Origin of the sequence: Sphingobium quisquiliarum P25, assembly GCF_000445065.1 — a bacterium.
Taxonomy (GTDB): Bacteria; Pseudomonadota; Alphaproteobacteria; order Sphingomonadales; family Sphingomonadaceae; genus Sphingobium; species Sphingobium quisquiliarum.
Map to the genome: position 1 here is coordinate 15,199 of NZ_ATHO01000143.1, position 16,695 is coordinate 31,893.

The window sequence follows — 16,695 nt, forward strand, 5'->3', positions numbered from 1 at the left end:
TGTAGAGCTAAACTCATGATGGAAGCGGCCGTTGCATGAACGGAACAAAACCTTCCGTTCAGCGGGTAGACAGGCGGTAAATTGGGTTCGCGTGAGATTTGCGAAGTAGCGAATTGATGTAAAACGCAGGTCCGCTTTTTCCTATTTCCGACAGAGGCAAAGAGCCAATCAAGCTGTGGCAGGTTGGGGACGGAATAGGATAGAAAATTGGATTTTGGCGGCGATGACCTGCTATGAAGAAGATGATGTTCTACTAGTCAGTTACTGATCGCCTGATCCGGTTTGGAAGTTCTAGCCGCCGGGAGGCCAACTTCACGAAAAATCGCTAAGGGCTTCAAGCCATAGGACGCCAAAGGCCTGCCGAACGAAACTGCTGTTACGCCAATAAGTTGAGCTAAGTGGGTGATCATTCCAGGAATATGTGGGCTAGCCCCCGCCTCATCGAGATGATCCAAAGAGAATTGATCGCCGGGTAGAGCATCAACTATCCCAAGAACGCGCCATTTGCCACTAATCGTGATTGGATATTTGAGAGGGATATCTGTCTCATGAAGATAAAGATAATCCCTATTAATGTTGAACCAAAACCCAGACTGAAATGCACAAAATACGAATTGAATGCTTAGCCCAAGAGTGGCAATATATTTCTGGATGATTTCAGCTTCTTTTCTTTTTTCTTGTACCTGCTTTTGAGCAGACCTCTTATCATCCGCACCAGCCGTTATACCTGACGCTATAAAGTCACGCATTGATTCTGCCGCCATCAGTTTTGAGAAAACTGACTGGTCAAAGGCAATAAGATCGCCCTCCATAATGCACATACTACCAACAGAAAATTCGGGATCCTGTTGAGATTCCCCAATATGTTCAATTAACTTTCGCGAATTTCGCCATAATGGATCGTAGGTTTGGCGAACTTCATATTGCAGACCTCGATTATTACCAATTTCTCCTCCCAGCCCGCTAATTTTTGCTGAAAACCCGACCCTTTGATCTTTGCCCTTTTGTGCTCGGATAGCGGTTTCCTTCAGAGCACCATCGTCTTCAAGCTGCGACAATATAGAAGCGACTTTCTCATGATCAGCATAAAGAAAGTCATACACTTTCGATCCGAACACCAGATTTCACTCCGCCGCGATCCCCGCAGCCTTGAACATATCCGGGTCGTTCGCCTCATCCGCGTTGGCCGCGTCGCCGGACTTGAGCTTCTTGCGGCGGTCGAACGCGTCCCAGACCTCGTTCCACTGGCCGCGCGTCGCGCCCTTGGAATATTCGGTGGCGCGGGTTTCGAAGAAGTTGGCGTGTTCGACGCCGTTCAGCAGCGGGGTCAGCCACGGCAGGGGATGCTCGTCGATCATGTAGATGGGCTTCAAGCCGAGCTGTCCCAGCCGCCAGTCGGCGATGTAGCGGACATATTTCTTGATGTCCTTTGGCGTCATGCCGGGAACAGGGCCCATTTCGAAGACGAGGTCGATGAACGCATCCTCGATCCGTACCGTCTTCTGGCACATATCCATGATGTCGTCCTTGACCGATGCGGTCAGGCAGTCGCGTTCCTTCACGAAGGCGTGGAACAGCTTGATGATGCCTTCGCAATGCAGCGTCTCGTCGCGCACTGACCAGGTGACGATCTGGCCCATGCCCTTCATCTTGTTGAAGCGCGGGAAGTTCATCAGCATGGCGAAGGAAGCGAAGAGTTGCAGCCCTTCGGTGAAGCCGCCGAACATGGCGAGCGTCTTGGCGATATCCTCGTCCGTGTCGACGCCGAACTGCGCCAGATAGTCATGCTTGTCCTTCATCTCCTTATATTGGAGGAAGGCCGAATATTCGGTTTCGGGCATGCCGATCGTGTCGAGCAGATGGCTGTAAGCGGCGATATGCACCGTTTCCATGTTGCTGAACGCGGTCAGCATCATCTTGATTTCGGTCGGCTTGAACACGCGGCCATATTTTTCGTGGTAGCAATCCTGCACTTCCACGTCCGCCTGGGTGAAGAAGCGGAAGATCTGGGTCAGCAGGTTGCGCTCATGATCCGACAGCTTCTGCGCCCAGTCGCGGCAATCCTCCCCCAGCGGCACTTCTTCGGGCAGCCAGTGGAGCTGCTGCTGGCGCTTCCAATATTCATAGGCCCAGGGATATTCGAAAGGCTTGTAGACCTTGCTGGCTTGAAGAAGGGGCATGGGGGTCGGCTCCGAATTAATGGATAAGCGCAACCTGCGCGGGCGCGGAACGTTGAGGTCCCGTCATTCCCGGCACAGGAGCAATATGATGGTTGATCTGAGCAGCATCAAGGAACATGCCGATATTATCGGCGCTGATGGCGTCCATGTCGGCACTGTCGATCATGTCGAGGGCGATCGTATCAAGCTGATCAAGGCGGACAGCGGCCAGGGTAGTCACGCCGGGCATCATCATTATATCAGCAAGGGATTGATCGCCGGGGTTGATGAGGACGGCACCGTAAGGCTGTCTGCGACTGGGGCCAACGCCGTCCTCTTTGAAGAGGAAAAGGACGAGCGGTGATTGTGTGGGCGCGGACGGCGTTGCCGCCGCCGCGCCCATCCCCCCCATTAGCTCATTGGCACGCAAGGCACTCGTCATAGTCCGTGCTTCCCCCGCCCAGCTCGAATTTCGGTGCGTCGATGGTGTTGTCGGCCTCCACCCCGCCTGCGAAACCGGCGCGCTGCACTGATTTCGACCGCAGATAGTAGAGCGACTTGATGCCCAGTTCCCAGGCGCGGAAGTGGAGCATCATCAGGTCCCACTTTTCCACGTCCGCCGGGATGAACAGGTTCAGCGACTGCGCCTGATCGATGAAGGGCGTGCGGTCGGCCGCGAGTTCGAGCAGCCAGCGCTGGTCGATTTCGAAGCTGGTCTTGAACGTGTCCTTCTCCTCCTGGCTCAGGAAGTCGAGATGCTGGACGGACCCGCCGCGCTCCAGAATCGTGTTCCAGACGTTGGTCGAATCCTTCGACTTTTCGCGCAGGATCTTTTCCAGATAGGGGTTCTTCACCACGAAGCTGCCGGACAGAGTCTTGTGGGTGTAGATGTTCGCCGGGATCGGCTCGATGCAGGCGCTAGTGCCGCCGCAGATGATGCTGATCGACGCGGTGGGCGCGATCGCCATCTTGCAGGAAAAGCGCTCCATCACGCCCATGTCGGCGGCGTCCGGGCAGGGACCGCGCTCGACCGCAAGCTGCATCGAGGCTTCGTTCACCTTCTCGTTGATATGCTTGAAGATGCGCAGGTTCCAGCTCTTGGCCATCGCCCCTTCGAAGGGAAGACCCCGCGCCTGGAGGAAGGAGTGGAAGCCCATGACGCCAAGGCCCACCGACCGTTCACGCGCCGCCGAATATTTCGCCCGCGCCATTTCGTCCGGCGCGCGGTCGATATAATCCTGGAGCACATTGTCGAGGAAGCGCATGACATCCTCGACAAAGACGGGGTCCCTGTTCCATTCGTCCCAAGTTTCCAGGTTCAGGGACGAAAGGCAGCAGACCGCCGTCCGGTCGTTGCCGAGATGGTCGCGACCCGTCGGCAAGGTAATTTCCGAACAGAGGTTCGAGGTGGAAACCTTGAGCCCCAGTTCACGATGATGCTTGGGCATCATGTTGTTCACGGTGTCGGAAAAGACGATATAGGGCTCGCCCGTCGCCAGCCGGGTTTCCACCAGCTTCTGGAACAGGCTGCGCGCGTCCACGGTGCCGCGCACGGAACCGTCCTTGGGCGATTTCAGCTGGAACTCGCTGCCGTTGCGCACCGCTTCCATGAACTCGTCGGTCAGCAGCACGCCATGGTGGAGGTTGAGCGCCTTGCGGTTAAAGTCGCCCGAAGGCTTGCGGATCTCCAGGAACTCCTCGATCTCCGGGTGGGAGATGTCGAGATAGCAGGCCGCCGAACCACGGCGCAGCGAGCCCTGGCTGATCGCCAGAGTCAGGCTGTCCATCACCCGGACGAAGGGGATGATGCCGCTGGTCTTGCCGTTGAGGCCCACCGGCTCCCCAATGCCGCGCACGCTGCCCCAATAGGTGCCGATGCCGCCGCCGCGCGAGGCGAGCCACACATTTTCGTTCCAGGTGTTGACGATGCCTTCCAGGCTGTCGTCGACGCTGTTGAGATAGCAGCTGATGGGCAGGCCGCGCCCGGTGCCGCCGTTGGACAGCACCGGCGTCGCGGGCATGAACCACAGGCGCGAGATATAGTCATAAACGCGCTGGGCATGGGCCTGATCATCGGCATAAGCGGCCGCGACGCGGGCGAACAGATCCTGATAGGATTCGCCGGGCAGCAGATAGCGGTCCTTCAGCGTGTCCTTGCCGAATTCGGTCAGCAGCGCGTCGCGGCTGTCGTCGGTGACCACGTCGAACCGGCGCGCCTGAATGGACGAAGAGGAAGGCGCGGGGGGCGCCTTGGCTGGCGCAGCCTTCTTCTTTTCCGCCACCGTTTCCACCACTTCGTCGATTACCGTCGCCACGTCGTCTGCACCTGTTTGTTCGCTGTCACGAAAATCCATCCGAGCCCCCGAATGTTCCTGTTCCGTTCGATTCGGTCAAGCCTCTGATTGGAAGGCTTGCCGGACCGGCAGCGGGGCTCGCCAGCAGCGGATCGAATGGGACGAAACGTCCCTCGCCCGGAAAATGGTCCGGCCGTGCAATCACAATCTGTTGGGTAACCCCCGTTAACCTGATACAAGGGATAGTGCCACAGCTTCTTTTGCTTGCAAGAGGGTAAATGACGGTACGAGGACTCTGCGCGGCGGATTGGATGGCATTTGCGTGACAGGGCGCGCTCCTGCATCGCAGCGACGCGCGGACTTCCGGCGCTCCTGCAAAAGGCAAGGGAAACAAATTGAGAACGAAAATAATTTCCGCTTGTCCGCCAAATCAGCGCGATCAGGTCAACAGGCTTGTCCCTTTCCGCTAAGGATGGTGGTTATCCACCGGCTTATCCACAATCTGATGTGGATCAACTGTGGATGAGCCGTAGCCCGCAAAGCATGGTAAGAAGCGCCAATCCGCCACGCACGGCGCGCGAAAGAGAGGCAGAGCCCCATGATTCTCTATTATCACCCCCTCTCCTCCTATTGCTGGAAGGTGCTGATCGCCCTTTACGAAAATGAGACGCCTTTCGAGCGCAGGATGATGGAGGAGCCGGGCGTGGCGGAGGCGTGGCTGGCGCTCTGGCCCATCGGCAAATTCCCGGTGCTGCGCGCCGAGGCGCGCGGGCAGACGGTGGCCGAAGCGAGCATCATCATCGAATATCTGGGGCAGCAATGCCCCGGCCCATTCCGCCCGCTTCCTGAGGATCCGGCGGAGGCGCTGGAGGTGCGGCTGATGGACCGGCTGTTCGACAATTATGTGATGACGCCGATGCAGAAGATCGTCGCCGACCGGCTGCGGGCGGAGGACGCGCGCGACGTGCAGGGCGTGGGCGAGGCGCGCATCCTGCTGGGCAAGGCCTATGCCATGCTGGAGGAGCGGATCGGCGCGCGGCGATGGGCGGCGGGGGATGATTTCACGCTGGCGGACTGCGCCGCCGCCCCGGCCCTTTTTTACGCGGACAAGGTGGAGCCGATGCGCGGCGGCTTTCCGGCGCTGGCCGCCTATCTCGACCGGCTGGAGGCGCGGGCGAGCTTTGCACGGGTGCTGGAGGAAAAGCAGCCCTGGTGGCCTATGTTCCCCTATGCCGGCGGATAGCTCGCTGGACTCGGGGCCAAATCCCTATTAGCCGCGCGGGCGAGGACCCGCCGTGCAGGGCGGGCGCAAGATAGGGATTAGGGTAGATGACCGTCATCAAGACCGCCGACCTGATCGAGAGCGTCGCCGACGCGCTCCAGTTCATCAGCTATTATCATCCGATGGATTATATCCGCGCGCTGGGCAAAGCCTATGAGGCGGAAGCCAATCCGGCGGCCAAGGACGCCATCGCCCAGATCCTGACCAACAGCCGCATGTGCGCCGAAGGGCACCGCCCGATCTGCCAGGACACCGGCATCGTCAACGTCTTCATCAAATGGGGCATGGATTGCCGCCTGGACGACAACAGCCGCTCCATGCAGGAGGTCGTCGATGAAGGCGTGCGCCGCGCCTATCTGAACCCGGAAAACCGCCTGCGCGCCTCGATCCTGAAGGACCCCGCCTTTTCGCGCCAGAATACGAAGGACAACACGCCCTGCGTGCTGAATGTCGAAATGGTGCCGGGCAACAAGGTGACGGTGGATGTCGCGGCCAAGGGCGGCGGTTCCGAAAACAAGACCAAGTTCAAGATGATGAACCCCAGCGATTCGATCGTCGACTGGGTGCTGGAGATGGTGCCGCAGATGGGCGCTGGCTGGTGCCCGCCCGGCATGCTGGGCATCGGCATCGGCGGCACGGCGGAAAAGGCGGTGGCGCTGGCCAAGGAAAGCCTGATGGACCCGATCGACATGGGCGAGTTGAAGGCGCGCGGGCCGCAGAACAAGATCGAGGAACTGCGCATCGAACTGTATGACAAGGTGAACGCGCTCGGCATCGGCGCGCAGGGCCTGGGTGGCCTTGCCACCGTGCTCGACGTCAAGATCCACGACTATCCCTGCCATGCGGCGGGCAAGCCGGTCGCGATGATCCCGAACTGCGCTGCGACCCGCCACGCGCATTTCACCCTCGACGGTTCCGGCCCGGCCTATCTGGAAGCGCCCAAGCTGTCCGAATGGCCGCAGGTCGATTGGAAGCCCAGCAAGGAAGCGATCCGCGTCGATCTCGACACTCTGACGCCCGATATCGTGCAGAGCTGGAAGCATGGCGACCGCCTGCTGCTGAACGGCAAGATGCTGACCGGCCGCGACGCCGCGCACAAGCGTATCCAGGACATGCTGGCCAAGGGCGAGCCCCTGCCGGTCGATTTCAAGGGCCGCGTCATCTATTATGTCGGCCCGGTCGATCCGGTGCGCGACGAAGTGGTCGGCCCCGCTGGCCCCACCACCGCGACGCGCATGGACAAGTTCATGGACATGATGCTGGAACAGGGCCTCGCCGCCTGCGTCGGCAAGGCGGAACGCGGCCCGGCCGCGACCGACAGCATCGCCAGGCACAAGAGCGCCTATCTGATGGCGGTGGGCGGCGCGGCCTATCTCGTCGCCCGCGCGATCAAGGGCGCGAAGGTCGTCGGCTTCGAAGACCTTGGCATGGAAGCCATCTATGAGTTCGAGGTGCAGGACATGCCCGTCACCGTCGCCGTCGATAGCGAAGGCCAGAACGTCCACCGCCTCGCCCCGCTGGTCTGGCAGGAAAAGATCAGGAAGGAAGGCCTTCTCGAAAAGGCATGATGCTAAAATCATCCCCATCTGGCGATGGGGAGGACCAGCTGTGATCACCTCGCCCATCTGGCTTCCCGCCGCCCTCGTCGGAGGCGTGACGCAGGCGTGGCGCACCGCGATCCAGCGGCGGGTCAGCCACAGCTTGTCGCTCAATGCCGCCGGACTGGTCCGCTATCTTTACGGCCTGCCCTTCGCGATCATCCTGCTGGGCGGCTACCGGCTGCTCTTTGCCGGGCCCTTTCCCCGGCCCGATCCGATGTTCCTGCTCTTTTGCCTGGGCGGCGGGCTGGCGCAGATCATCGCGACCAACCTGTTGATCATGGCGTTCGCCCACCGGAATTTCGTCGTCGGCACCGCTTATTCCAAGACGGAAGCGGTGCAGGGCGCACTCCTGTCCTTCCTGTTGATGGGGGAGCGGCTGAGCCCGCTCGCCTGGGCGGGCATCGGGTGCGGGGTCGCCGGGGTGATGCTGCTGTCGACCGGCGGCAAGCGCATGGGTCCGGCCGATTTCCTGAAAGCGCTTGGCCAGCCCGCCGCGCTGACCGGCATCGCGTCGGGCTTCTTCTTCGCGCTGACCGCCATCGGCATCCGCCGCGCCACGCAGGAGGTGGGGAGCGACGACGCCATCCTCGCCGCGCTGATCGTGCTGGTCGCGACGCTCGCGCTCCAGATCGTCATGCAGGGCGGCTATCTGCTGCTGCGCGAGCGGGGGGAGATAGCGCGCGTGTTCAGCACCTGGCGCATATCGGGGCAAGTCGGCCTGCTGTCCGCCCTTGGGTCGGCCTGCTGGTTCACCGGCTTTGCCACCGCGCCCGTCGCGCTAGTGCGGGTGGTCGGGCAGATCGAGGTCGCCTTCACCCTTGGCTTTGGCCATTTTTATCTGGGCGAGCGAATCGCGCGCAGCGAGATCATGGGCCTGCTGCTGGTCGGCGGCGGCGTCATCATGGCGCTTGCGAGCGCTCTCTAGCCGCGCGCGGCTTCCCCCAGCGCCGGGGGAATGAGCGGCAATATCTCCCGCGCCAGAAAGCCGATCTGGCCGATGCGCGAGGCGAGCTGCCGCCCGGCATGACCATGGACCCAGCAGCCCCAGGCGGCGGCGGTGAAAGGGTCAGCCCCGCGCGCGGCAAGGCCGCCAACGATGCCCGCAAGCACGTCGCCCGAACCGCCCGTCGCCAGCCCGACGCAGCCGCCTTCATGCAGCAGGCACTCGCCGCCCGGCCCGGCGACGATGCTCTGGTTCGCCTTCAAAAGGACGATCGCGTTGAACTGGCGGGCCACCTCACGGGCGATTGCGGCGGGATCGGCGGCGATGGCCGCTTCATCCCGGCCGGTCAGGACCGCCATCTCGCCATGATGGGGCGTCATGATCACCCGCCCGCCCTGCCGCGCGATCGCCGATTGCAAGTGGCGGGCGGAGGTCAGGGCGGCGGCGTCGAGCACGAGCGTCAACGGCGGCTCCATCGCCGACAGGATGCGCGCCACCAGATCGTCGGTCTGGGCGCTGGCGCTCATCCCCGGCCCCAGGATCAGCGTGTCGCAGCGCGAAAGATGCGTGGCAAGGATGTCCGCGCCTTCCGCCGCGATCTCGCCATCTTCCTGCGCAGGCAGCGCGATCATCGCCGCTTCGGGCACCAGCACGCCCAGCGACATGGCGGCGGAGCGGACGGTCGCCATCTTCAGCTTTCCCGCGCCCGCGCGCAGGGCGGCCTCGCCCGTCAGGCGCAGCGCGCCCGGCACGAACTCCGCCCCGCCCGCCACCAGCACGCGGCCGCGGCTGTTCTTGTCGGATGCGCCGTCCGGTTCGGGCAAGGGATGGGAGCGCAGCCATTGCGCGTCCAGGGGCGGGAGCGGCGTCATCCCCGCGCCCCTGCGATCGCGTCCGGCTCGCGGGTGACGGGCGTCGCCTCCTCTTCCAGCGGCGCGGTGACATTATAGCGCTGCAAGACAAGACCGCCGTTGCGGCCATGCGCGGGGTCGTAGCGATAGTCGGTGATCGCGCAGTTCGCGACATCGCCCGCCCGGTCGATCTCCAATATGCCCGCTTCGTCCAGCCCTTCGATGATGTAGCGCATGCACAGCACCACGACCTGATGCGTGAAGATCATCACCCGCTGCCCCGCATAGTGCAGCGATATCGTGTCCATCACCGACCGCAGGCGCAGGATGACGTCGCACCAGCTTTCTCCGCCGGGGGAGCGATGATAGAATTTGCCCAGCATCCGCCGGAATTCCGCCTGCGCGGGCTCCAGCCTGTGGATGCCGCTGGTCGTCAGCCCGTCGAGGATGCCGAATTCCTTTTCCCGCAGCCTTTCGTCGAAGCAGATCGGCTCGTCCGCAGGCGCGCCCCCTGCCTCGCGGAACAGTTGCGCGGTCTGGAAGGCGCGCAGATAGGGGGAGGAGAGCAGCACTTGCGGCCTCTCATCCTCCGCCCCGCTCGCGAACCAGTGGCCAAGCGCGCGCGCCTGGTCCCGGCCAAGCCCGCTCAAGGGCACGTCGGCATCGCGCACCGACAGCGCGATCCGGTCCGCCTGCGCCTCCGTCGCTGCGTCGCGGGCCACATTCCCGGCGCTCTGGCCATGACGGACGATGATAAGCTGGCTTGGCCAATGGAGGGATTGCACAGGAAAGATCGCCTTTTTTGCCGGTTTCTGGCAGGAAAACGGTCCCTCGGCGGCTTTGATCCCTGCAATCGCGCGAAACAGGCCGGGAAGCGGAGGCTGGGCGCCATCCCCGAATTCAAAAGTTAGCGATCATTTTACCTTTGCCGGATAAGCGGTCTTCTTAGAGGCATGCAACCATTTCAGCCCTTTTCCGGCTTGCTCGACAATGCTTCCACGAGCCGATCGTCATTTGGGGATGGGCGAAAAGCATATTGTCCGTGGAATCGGGTCATTGGGCTGAATCCAGCGGCTGCCGAACAGGCGAGATGTATGGGGACCCGCGCCTGAATGGCTGAGTTCACGCCGTCATCTCATGATATGGAGACGTTGCGGGGATGTGGCCGGAGATTGCATGGCGCCTGAAGCGCGCGACCTACAACCATCTGTGCGAAGCGATATTCAGCACTCGGCCCATATGCTCCAGCGACGATGGCGTCATCATATTCTCGATGATCGGCACCGGGGTCATGATCCCCTATATGGTGGCCGCGAAATCGCTGCATCATCATCTCAGGCGGGGGCGTTTCGTCATCCTGGATGACGGCACCCTGACCGGGCGCGATCGCTCGCTTCTGCGCCGCCATCTGGATGATCCGGTCATCCTGTCGATCAAGGATGTCGATGTCGGCCCCTGCCCGCGCGGCGGGACCTGGGAGCGTTTGCTGACCATTCTGGACATGGCGGCCGGCAACTACATCATCCAGCTCGATTCAGACACCGTCACCACAGGCCCCATTCCCCATGTCGAGGCAGCTATCGCCGCCAACGCAAGCTTCACCCTGCTCGGCGCTGAAACGCGGGTCGATAGCATCCTGGATGCCGGGGAATTTGAGCGGCGGTTTTTCCCCGGAGGATCGCCCTCTGAGGAGGACCGGACGGGCCATATTCAGGGTGCGACCGAATCCCTCCTGACCCGGCTGGAAATTCCGGGCCTGGAACGCCCGCGCTACGTGCGGGGCTGCTCAGGTTTCGCCGGTTTCGCCCGTGGGCAGAACCGCGCGCTGGCAACCGCCTTTTCGCGGGCGATGAGCGCCATGCTGGGTCAGGCGCGATGGCGCGAATGGGGCACCGAACAGGTCACGTCCAACTTCGTGGTCGCCAATGATGCCAATGCCGTGGCGCTGCCATCCGGCCTCTATGTCAACTATTGGGGAGAACCCATCGCCGAAGACGTGCGATTTCTGCACTTCATCGGCACCTATCGCTGGCACAAATTCACCTATTTGCAGCGGTCGCTGGCGGCGATCCGGTCACTGGACCGGACCGGCAGGCGTCCCCTGCCAACAGGTCAGGCGGCCGGAGACATTTCGCCCATTTGATCCGGCTCAACCGGCGGTTTTGAGCGGGAGAGGCCTGCCTCGCAGCATTGCGAGCAGTTCGTCCAATGTTTCGCGCGCGCAGATGAACAGCGACACTCCATAAATAATCACGCCTGCCGAGACGAGCAGCCCCAGCCTGGCCGCAACCGGCAAGGGTGGAAGCATGAGACCCAGGACATGCACCGCCAGCGCCATCGGCAGGGAAGCGCACAGCGAAGGGAGGATCACGCCCGCGAAACTCGCCGGGCGCAGGCCTATGGCTGGCGCCGCAATCCGAATGGTCGCCAGTGTCAGAAGCAGAATCCCCGCCCCCCAGGCCACGGCAAGTCCCATGACGCCCATCCGCACGCCGATCAGAAACGACGCGGGCATCAATAGTGCGCCGATCGCCGATATGGTCGCGGTAAGGCGTGGCAATCCGATGGCGTTGAGAGCCGGGCTGAACAATACCTGCAATGCGTAGCAAGGCATGGAGAGGGCGAGGATCGACACCAGGGGCGCCATCCCCAGCCATTTCGATCCGAACAGCAGTTCGACCAGAGGCGCGGCAACGACCGCCATGCCCAGATAGAGCGGACAGGCGATCAGGAGGATCAGCCGGGCTGCCCGCCTGAAGGACCGGCCAAGCAGCACCTTGTCCGACTGCATGCGCGCATAGGCGGGAAACGCTACCTCGTTGAGAGGAGGAATGAAGCGCGACATGAAAATCTGCGTCAGGAACAACGCCTCGGCATACAGGCCCAGTTCATGGGCTCCAAGAAAGCGCCCGCCGATCAATATATCGGACTGGCTCTGGATCATGATGAGCAGTTGAGAGCCCAGCAGCGCCATGCCGAAGGCGATCATCTGGCCGGTTCCACGAAAATCGAAGCTCGGCCATATGAAAAAGCGCGTCACGATCACATTGCCGGCCGCCTTGGCCCAGAAGCCGACCAGGGGCGCTATGACCAATGTCCAGACGCCCCAGCCCAGCAACGCGCCCGTCAATGCGGTCAATGCGGCGATCAGGGCGGTGACGATGTTGACGATGGCGGAGCGCCTGAAATCGAGGCTGCGGCCGATCAGCACTTCGGGCAGGGAGATGAAGGGCGTGCTGAGATAGATGAGGGCCTGCACCCGCAGGAGGTCCGCGACCATCGGCTGACCGTAATAATCAGCCGCGACGCCCGCGAGCGTCAACTGCGCCAGCGCAAGGCCCAAATTGAGCACGAGCATCAGGCCAAAGGCCTGACGCACCTGCTTGGCTTCGAGCGAGGGCGCCTGAACCAGCGCGCTCACCAGGCCATAGCCGTTCATGAAGCTCATGAAGTTCAGGACGACCTGAGTCATCGCGAACAGGCCATAGTCGGCCGGATCGAGCAGGCGCACCACGATCAGGGTGCAGGTCCAGGAAACGACCTGGCTGATGATCTGGCTGCCCGATCGCCAGAAAACGGCGCTGCGGATGCGGCCGCCGAAATTGCTGTCATCGATCCGCGCGTCGCTTAAATCCTGCATGCGCCCTTCTGCTTTCAACATGATGATGCGATATCCCGCGCCGCGGCGGACAGCTCGAAGCAGACTAGCTAAAGCCCAATGCTAAGGGTTTGGTTAAGGCAGCGGCGGCAGCGCAGCTCGCCTGGGCGGGACGGTAAAGGAAAATCAATCCTTCGCCATCAGGATCGATGGTTCCCGCAACCCTCGCAACATATGAGCCCGTGGATCAACGATGCAGTCCAGGCGATTTCCCGTTCCGGCAGAGCGCATGCGCGTTTGGGCGATCCTTGCCCTGCTGATCACGCTGGCATTCCTGCCAGTGCTTCTGAACCCCATACCGGGGCTTGCGGATCTGCCCAATCATATCGCGCGCCACCATGTCATGTTCCATCACGGCAGCGGAGGCATGCTCGACCACTATTTCGATGTCCAGTGGCGCTGGATCGGCAATCTGGGCGTCGATCTTCCCGTCATGCTGCTCATGCAGTGGCTTGATGCGGAGACGGCGACGCGTGCCGCCGTGTCGTTCATCGCCCCACTGACGGCCGCCGCGATCCTGCTCCTGTCGCGCGTGGCCCACGGCCGCATAAGCGCCAGCGCGATGCTGGCCCTGCCGCTGGTTTTCCATCAGGCCTATATGTACGGCTTCGTCAACTATTGCCTGAGCGTCGCCCTGGCCCTGCTGGTGTTCGCCGCCTATCTCGCCCGCCCGCCCGAAACGGTGCGCGGGGCACTGCTGTTCGCGCTCGCGGCGCTGCTCGTATGGACGGCTCATCTGGGCGGATGGGCCGTGCTGCTGGTGGTGGCAGGCTGCGCCGAGCTTGTGCGCGTGCGGGGGCTTCGCGATATCGCCGCCAGTGCGCGCCGCCTGCTGCCGCTGGCCCTGCCTCTCGTTCCGCTGCTGATGTGGCGCGGCGCGTCCGGCGGCCCTGCCTTCAGCTACAGCGACCAGCATCTGCTCTGGGGCAAGTTCATGAGCTTCGCCGCCGTGCTCAAGGGCTGGTCCCGCTATCCCGATCTGGCGATGACCGGAGCGATCGGCGTGCTCGCGCTGCTGGCCTTCGCCTGGGCAGGCGGCCGCCGCGCCGATGCCAGGCTGCTCGCCGCCGGTCTCGGCATCTCCTTCCTGTCGGTCATCATGCCGACCAAGGTTCTGGGCAGCTGGGGCGCCGATTTCCGATTGGCCCCTGTCGGCGTCATACTGGTGCTGCTCTCCATCACGCCAGCGGCGCAGCCCCGGCGTGAGCGGCTCCTGTTCGCCGCCGGTGCCCTGCTGTTCGCGGTGCGGGTAGTTGGCATATCGGCAAGCTGGCATCGTGCCGGGACCGTGCTGGAACAGCGCTTGCGCATCCTGGACGATGTCCCGCGGGGCAGCCGCATGGGCTTCATCGCGGTTCATTCCGACTGCCGCACACCATGGGTTCTCAATCCCGACCGCAAGCTGCCGGGGCTCGTCATTCCTCGCCGCGATGCCTTCACCAACACCATGTTCAAGGTGGACGGCTCCGACCTGATGACCATCCGCGATCCCGGGGATCGTGCCCGCTGGTTCGACCTGTCGGAGGATGTCGAGGCCGTCTGCCCCGCCGGCAAGGTGGATCAGGCTGCACTGGCGGAGCGTGTCCGGGACATGGCGAACGACGATTTCCAGACCATCTGGATATGGGGCGTCGCGGCAGACCGGATCGACTTGCCGCCGGGCTACCGGGTCATGGAAGCGAAGGGAAATGATGTGCTGATAGGCCGATCCACACAACATCGACCCCATCAGCCCGGCAGATCATAGCAGCCTGGATTTACCTTATGTTGAGCCGGGCCGGATAGTGGACACATCCATGACGTTCCGCCTTTTCCTTCTGATTCTCACAAGTGTCAGCCTGTCCGCACTCGCCCAGCTTGCGCTCAAGATGGGCACCACGGCCGCCGCAAGCGCGCGGACGGCGGGCGTCGGCGGCGAAGTAGGCGGCCTCATCCAGTCGCCCATGGTCCTTGCCGGCCTTGGCCTCTATGGCGTGGGCGCGCTGCTCTGGCTTTTCGTTCTCGGCCGCGCCCCGCTGTCGCTCGCTTATCCCTTCGTCGGCATGGGCTTCATCCTGACGATGCTCGCCGGGGCTCTGTACCTGGGCGAGGGCGTGAGCGCGGCGCGGGTCGGCGGCACGTTGCTGATCGCGGCTGGCTGCGTGCTGGTCGCGCGCTCGGCCTGACCTGTTGAAGGGGATCGCATGAACCGCCGTCCCGCCACGCAAAGGAGCGGCCCCGATGCTGCATGAACGCCCCATGGCCGCCACCGAAGCGGTCCCGCTGTTCGTGGATGTGGACGGAACGCTGATACGCGCGGACATCTCGCTGGAAAGCTTCGTGCGAATTGCGCGGTCCGGCATCGCCGCAATGATGGCCGTCCTTCTGTGGCTGATAGCGGGCCGCGCCGCCGCCAAGACGATGGCGGCAAGGCGCGACCGGATCGACGCCGCGCGGCTTCCTTATCGTCAGGAAGTGCTCGGCCTTATCGAGGAAGCGAAGGCCGATGGCCGCCCCGTCATCCTGGCGAGCGCAAGTCACTGGCGCCATATCCGCTGCATCGCCGATCATCTGCAACTATCCGGCCCGATCATCGCGACGCGCGGCCGCGCCAATCTCAAGGGCAGCGCCAAGCTGGCTGCGATCCGCGCGCGCATCGGTCCCGATGCGCCGTTCGATTATGTGGGCGACAGCCGCGCCGACTGCTGCCTGTGGCGGGAGGCGCGGCAGGGCTGGTCAGTCGGCCATGTCCCGCCGCGATCGGCGGTGGAACGTCTCGGCGGCCCTCGCCCCGGCCTGGCGCGCGCGCTGGTAAAGGCCATGCGGCCGCATCAATGGGCCAAGAACGCGCTCGTTCTCGTCCCCGCCTTCACATCGGGGGCGTTCACCAGGCCTGCCGCGCTGCTGACGGCCATTGCTGCCGCGCTGCTCATGTCGCTGATCGCCTCGTCCATCTACCTTCTGAACGATATGCTCGACATCGATTCCGATCGCGCGCACCGGACCAAATGGAAGCGGCCCCTCGCCCACGGCGATCTCTCGATCCCCGCCGCGCTGGGCCTGTCGCTCGCGCTGGCGGGCACGGGCCTTATTGGGGGCTGGATCCTGGGCGGGACGAAGCTGACCTTCTGGCTGCTCGTCTATATGGCGATCACGACTGCCTATTCCTTCCGCCTGAAGGCAGTGATGGTCGGCGACGCCATCGTCCTTGCCTCGCTCTACACGATCCGCATCTGGATCGGAGCCATTGCGATCGGCGTGCCGCTCAGCTTCTGGCTGCTCCTCTTCTCGGTGTTCCTGTTCCTCAGCCTCGCCTATCTCAAGCGCTATATCGAAATGCGCGAGGCCATCGATCCGAACCGCCTGCTGAGCGGGCGCGGCTATGTCGGCGGCGATCTGGACGTGGTGATGATGTCGGGGATTTCCGCCGGCATGGTCGCAATCCTCGTGCTCGCTCTCTTCGCCCACGATCCTGAGACGGCCGCCCACTATGCCGTTCCCGAACTGCTGTGGCTGCTTTGCCTGCCGCTCATCTACTGGCTGAACCGGATCTGGATGATGGCGCGGCGGGGCGAGGTCGAGGGCGATCCTGTCGCCTTCGCGGTCAAGGACCGGCGCAGCATCCTCGTCGGGGCTTCGATGGCCTGCATCTTTGCCGCCGCGCTCTATGGCCACGCCGCCGCGCCCTGATGGCGTGCAAGGGGCCGCGAGACAATGCGGACAGGCGCTTTACCCCGGCCTTGTAACGGGCAGAGATGCGGCGCCTCGCCTGTCATCGGACAGCGAATGAAGCGTTGATTTCTGCGTCTTCCGCACAACTTCGCCGATCCCGGCATAAGTGGTGACCCCTACGGGAATCGAACCCGTGTTTCAGCCGTGAAAGGGCCGCGTCCTAGACCGCTAGACGAAGGGGCCACATGCAGTTCCG

General features: G+C 62.9%; 14 protein-coding genes and 1 tRNA gene. 8 read left to right on the top strand and 7 right to left on the bottom strand.

From position 1 onward, the window contains the following. Window positions 1-257 precede the first annotated feature (257 nt). Complete coding sequence (locus L288_RS43215) at window positions 258-1,118, bottom strand: DUF6414 family protein (protein WP_152522097.1); 861 nt, start codon at window positions 1,116-1,118, stop codon at window positions 258-260. 6 nt (window positions 1,119-1,124) lie between these two features. Then, entirely contained in the window at window positions 1,125-2,180 is a 1,056-nt protein-coding gene (locus tag L288_RS37135) for a ribonucleotide-diphosphate reductase subunit beta (RefSeq protein WP_021239210.1), read from the bottom strand. 88 nt (window positions 2,181-2,268) lie between these two features. On the opposite strand from L288_RS37135, the gene L288_RS37140 reads away from it, so the two are divergent. Further along, window positions 2,269-2,523: a DUF2171 domain-containing protein gene (locus L288_RS37140; RefSeq protein WP_031304677.1), complete on the top strand. Its 255-nt coding sequence runs from the start codon at window positions 2,269-2,271 to the stop codon at window positions 2,521-2,523. A gap of 52 nt (window positions 2,524-2,575) precedes the next feature. On the opposite strand, the gene L288_RS37145 is transcribed toward L288_RS37140, so the two are convergent. After that, window positions 2,576-4,513 (bottom strand): ribonucleoside-diphosphate reductase subunit alpha, encoded by a 1,938-nt coding sequence (locus tag L288_RS37145; RefSeq protein ID WP_021239212.1) that lies wholly within the window; start codon window positions 4,511-4,513, stop codon window positions 2,576-2,578. A 538-nt stretch (window positions 4,514-5,051) separates the two neighbouring features. Here L288_RS37145 and L288_RS37150 point away from each other — a divergent pair. The 3 genes from L288_RS37150 to L288_RS37160 all read left to right on the top strand — a co-directional run bounded on the left by L288_RS37150 (window position 5,052) and on the right by L288_RS37160 (window position 8,261). After that, the gene (locus tag L288_RS37150) at window positions 5,052-5,696 is read left to right on the top strand and encodes a glutathione S-transferase family protein (RefSeq protein WP_021239213.1); all 645 of its coding nucleotides are present in this window, start codon (window positions 5,052-5,054) and stop codon (window positions 5,694-5,696) included. Window positions 5,697-5,782: 86 nt separating this feature from the next. Further along, entirely contained in the window at window positions 5,783-7,303 is a 1,521-nt protein-coding gene (locus L288_RS37155) for a fumarate hydratase (RefSeq protein WP_021239214.1), read from the top strand. Between the two features lie 40 nt (window positions 7,304-7,343). Then, the gene (locus L288_RS37160) at window positions 7,344-8,261 is read left to right on the top strand and encodes a DMT family transporter (protein WP_021239215.1); all 918 of its coding nucleotides are present in this window, start codon (window positions 7,344-7,346) and stop codon (window positions 8,259-8,261) included. Here L288_RS37160 and L288_RS37165 read toward each other — a convergent pair. After that, window positions 8,258-9,151, bottom strand: coding sequence for an NAD(P)H-hydrate dehydratase (locus L288_RS37165; RefSeq protein WP_021239216.1), 894 nt, complete (start codon window positions 9,149-9,151; stop codon window positions 8,258-8,260). The two genes, L288_RS37160 and L288_RS37165, sit on opposite strands and share 4 nt — an antisense overlap. Then, a complete protein-coding gene (locus L288_RS37170) occupies window positions 9,148-9,915 on the bottom strand; it encodes a histidine phosphatase family protein (RefSeq protein ID WP_021239217.1) in 768 nt (255 codons plus the stop codon). The genes L288_RS37165 and L288_RS37170 overlap by 4 nt, the downstream gene beginning before the upstream one ends. Window positions 9,916-10,289: 374 nt before the next feature. Here L288_RS37170 and L288_RS37175 point away from each other — a divergent pair, with 374 nt between their 5' ends. Further along, window positions 10,290-11,273 (top strand): hypothetical protein, encoded by a 984-nt coding sequence (locus L288_RS37175; RefSeq protein ID WP_021239218.1) that lies wholly within the window; start codon window positions 10,290-10,292, stop codon window positions 11,271-11,273. 6 nt (window positions 11,274-11,279) lie between these two features. Here L288_RS37175 and L288_RS37180 read toward each other — a convergent pair whose 3' ends face one another. Continuing rightward, window positions 11,280-12,770, bottom strand: coding sequence for a lipopolysaccharide biosynthesis protein (locus L288_RS37180; RefSeq protein ID WP_021239219.1), 1,491 nt, complete (start codon window positions 12,768-12,770; stop codon window positions 11,280-11,282). Window positions 12,771-13,017: 247 nt separating this feature from the next. Between L288_RS37180 and L288_RS37185 the strand changes: the two genes are divergently transcribed. From L288_RS37185 to L288_RS37195, 3 genes are read left to right on the top strand one after another with little or no spacing between them, the layout of a single operon-like run. Then, window positions 13,018-14,535 (top strand): hypothetical protein, encoded by a 1,518-nt coding sequence (locus L288_RS37185; protein WP_021239220.1) that lies wholly within the window; start codon window positions 13,018-13,020, stop codon window positions 14,533-14,535. A gap of 49 nt (window positions 14,536-14,584) precedes the next feature. After that, window positions 14,585-14,953: a DMT family transporter gene (locus L288_RS37190; protein ID WP_021239221.1), complete on the top strand. Its 369-nt coding sequence runs from the start codon at window positions 14,585-14,587 to the stop codon at window positions 14,951-14,953. 55 nt (window positions 14,954-15,008) lie between these two features. After that, a complete protein-coding gene (locus L288_RS37195; RefSeq protein ID WP_021239222.1) occupies window positions 15,009-16,457 on the top strand; it encodes a UbiA family prenyltransferase in 1,449 nt (482 codons plus the stop codon). Window positions 16,458-16,606: 149 nt separating this feature from the next. Here L288_RS37195 and L288_RS37200 read toward each other — a convergent pair. After that, window positions 16,607-16,682 (bottom strand) — tRNA-Glu (locus L288_RS37200). Window positions 16,683-16,695: the final 13 nt, after the last annotated feature.

Coding starts and splice junctions, on each gene's coding strand:
- L288_RS37185 (WP_021239220.1), top strand. CDS start 13,018: ATGCGCGTTTGGGCGATCCTTGCCCTGCTGATCACGCTGGCATTCCTG.
- L288_RS37165 (WP_021239216.1), bottom strand. CDS start 9,151: ATGACGCCGCTCCCGCCCCTGGACGCGCAATGGCTGCGCTCCCATCCC.
- L288_RS37195 (WP_021239222.1), top strand. CDS start 15,009: ATGCTGCATGAACGCCCCATGGCCGCCACCGAAGCGGTCCCGCTGTTC.
- L288_RS37145 (WP_021239212.1), bottom strand. CDS start 4,513: ATGGATTTTCGTGACAGCGAACAAACAGGTGCAGACGACGTGGCGACG.
- L288_RS37135 (WP_021239210.1), bottom strand. CDS start 2,180: ATGCCCCTTCTTCAAGCCAGCAAGGTCTACAAGCCTTTCGAATATCCC.
- L288_RS37155 (WP_021239214.1), top strand. CDS start 5,783: ATGACCGTCATCAAGACCGCCGACCTGATCGAGAGCGTCGCCGACGCG.
- L288_RS37190 (WP_021239221.1), top strand. CDS start 14,585: ATGACGTTCCGCCTTTTCCTTCTGATTCTCACAAGTGTCAGCCTGTCC.
- L288_RS37150 (WP_021239213.1), top strand. CDS start 5,052: ATGATTCTCTATTATCACCCCCTCTCCTCCTATTGCTGGAAGGTGCTG.
- L288_RS37140 (WP_031304677.1), top strand. CDS start 2,269: ATGGTTGATCTGAGCAGCATCAAGGAACATGCCGATATTATCGGCGCT.
- L288_RS37180 (WP_021239219.1), bottom strand. CDS start 12,770: ATGCAGGATTTAAGCGACGCGCGGATCGATGACAGCAATTTCGGCGGC.
- L288_RS37175 (WP_021239218.1), top strand. CDS start 10,290: ATGTGGCCGGAGATTGCATGGCGCCTGAAGCGCGCGACCTACAACCAT.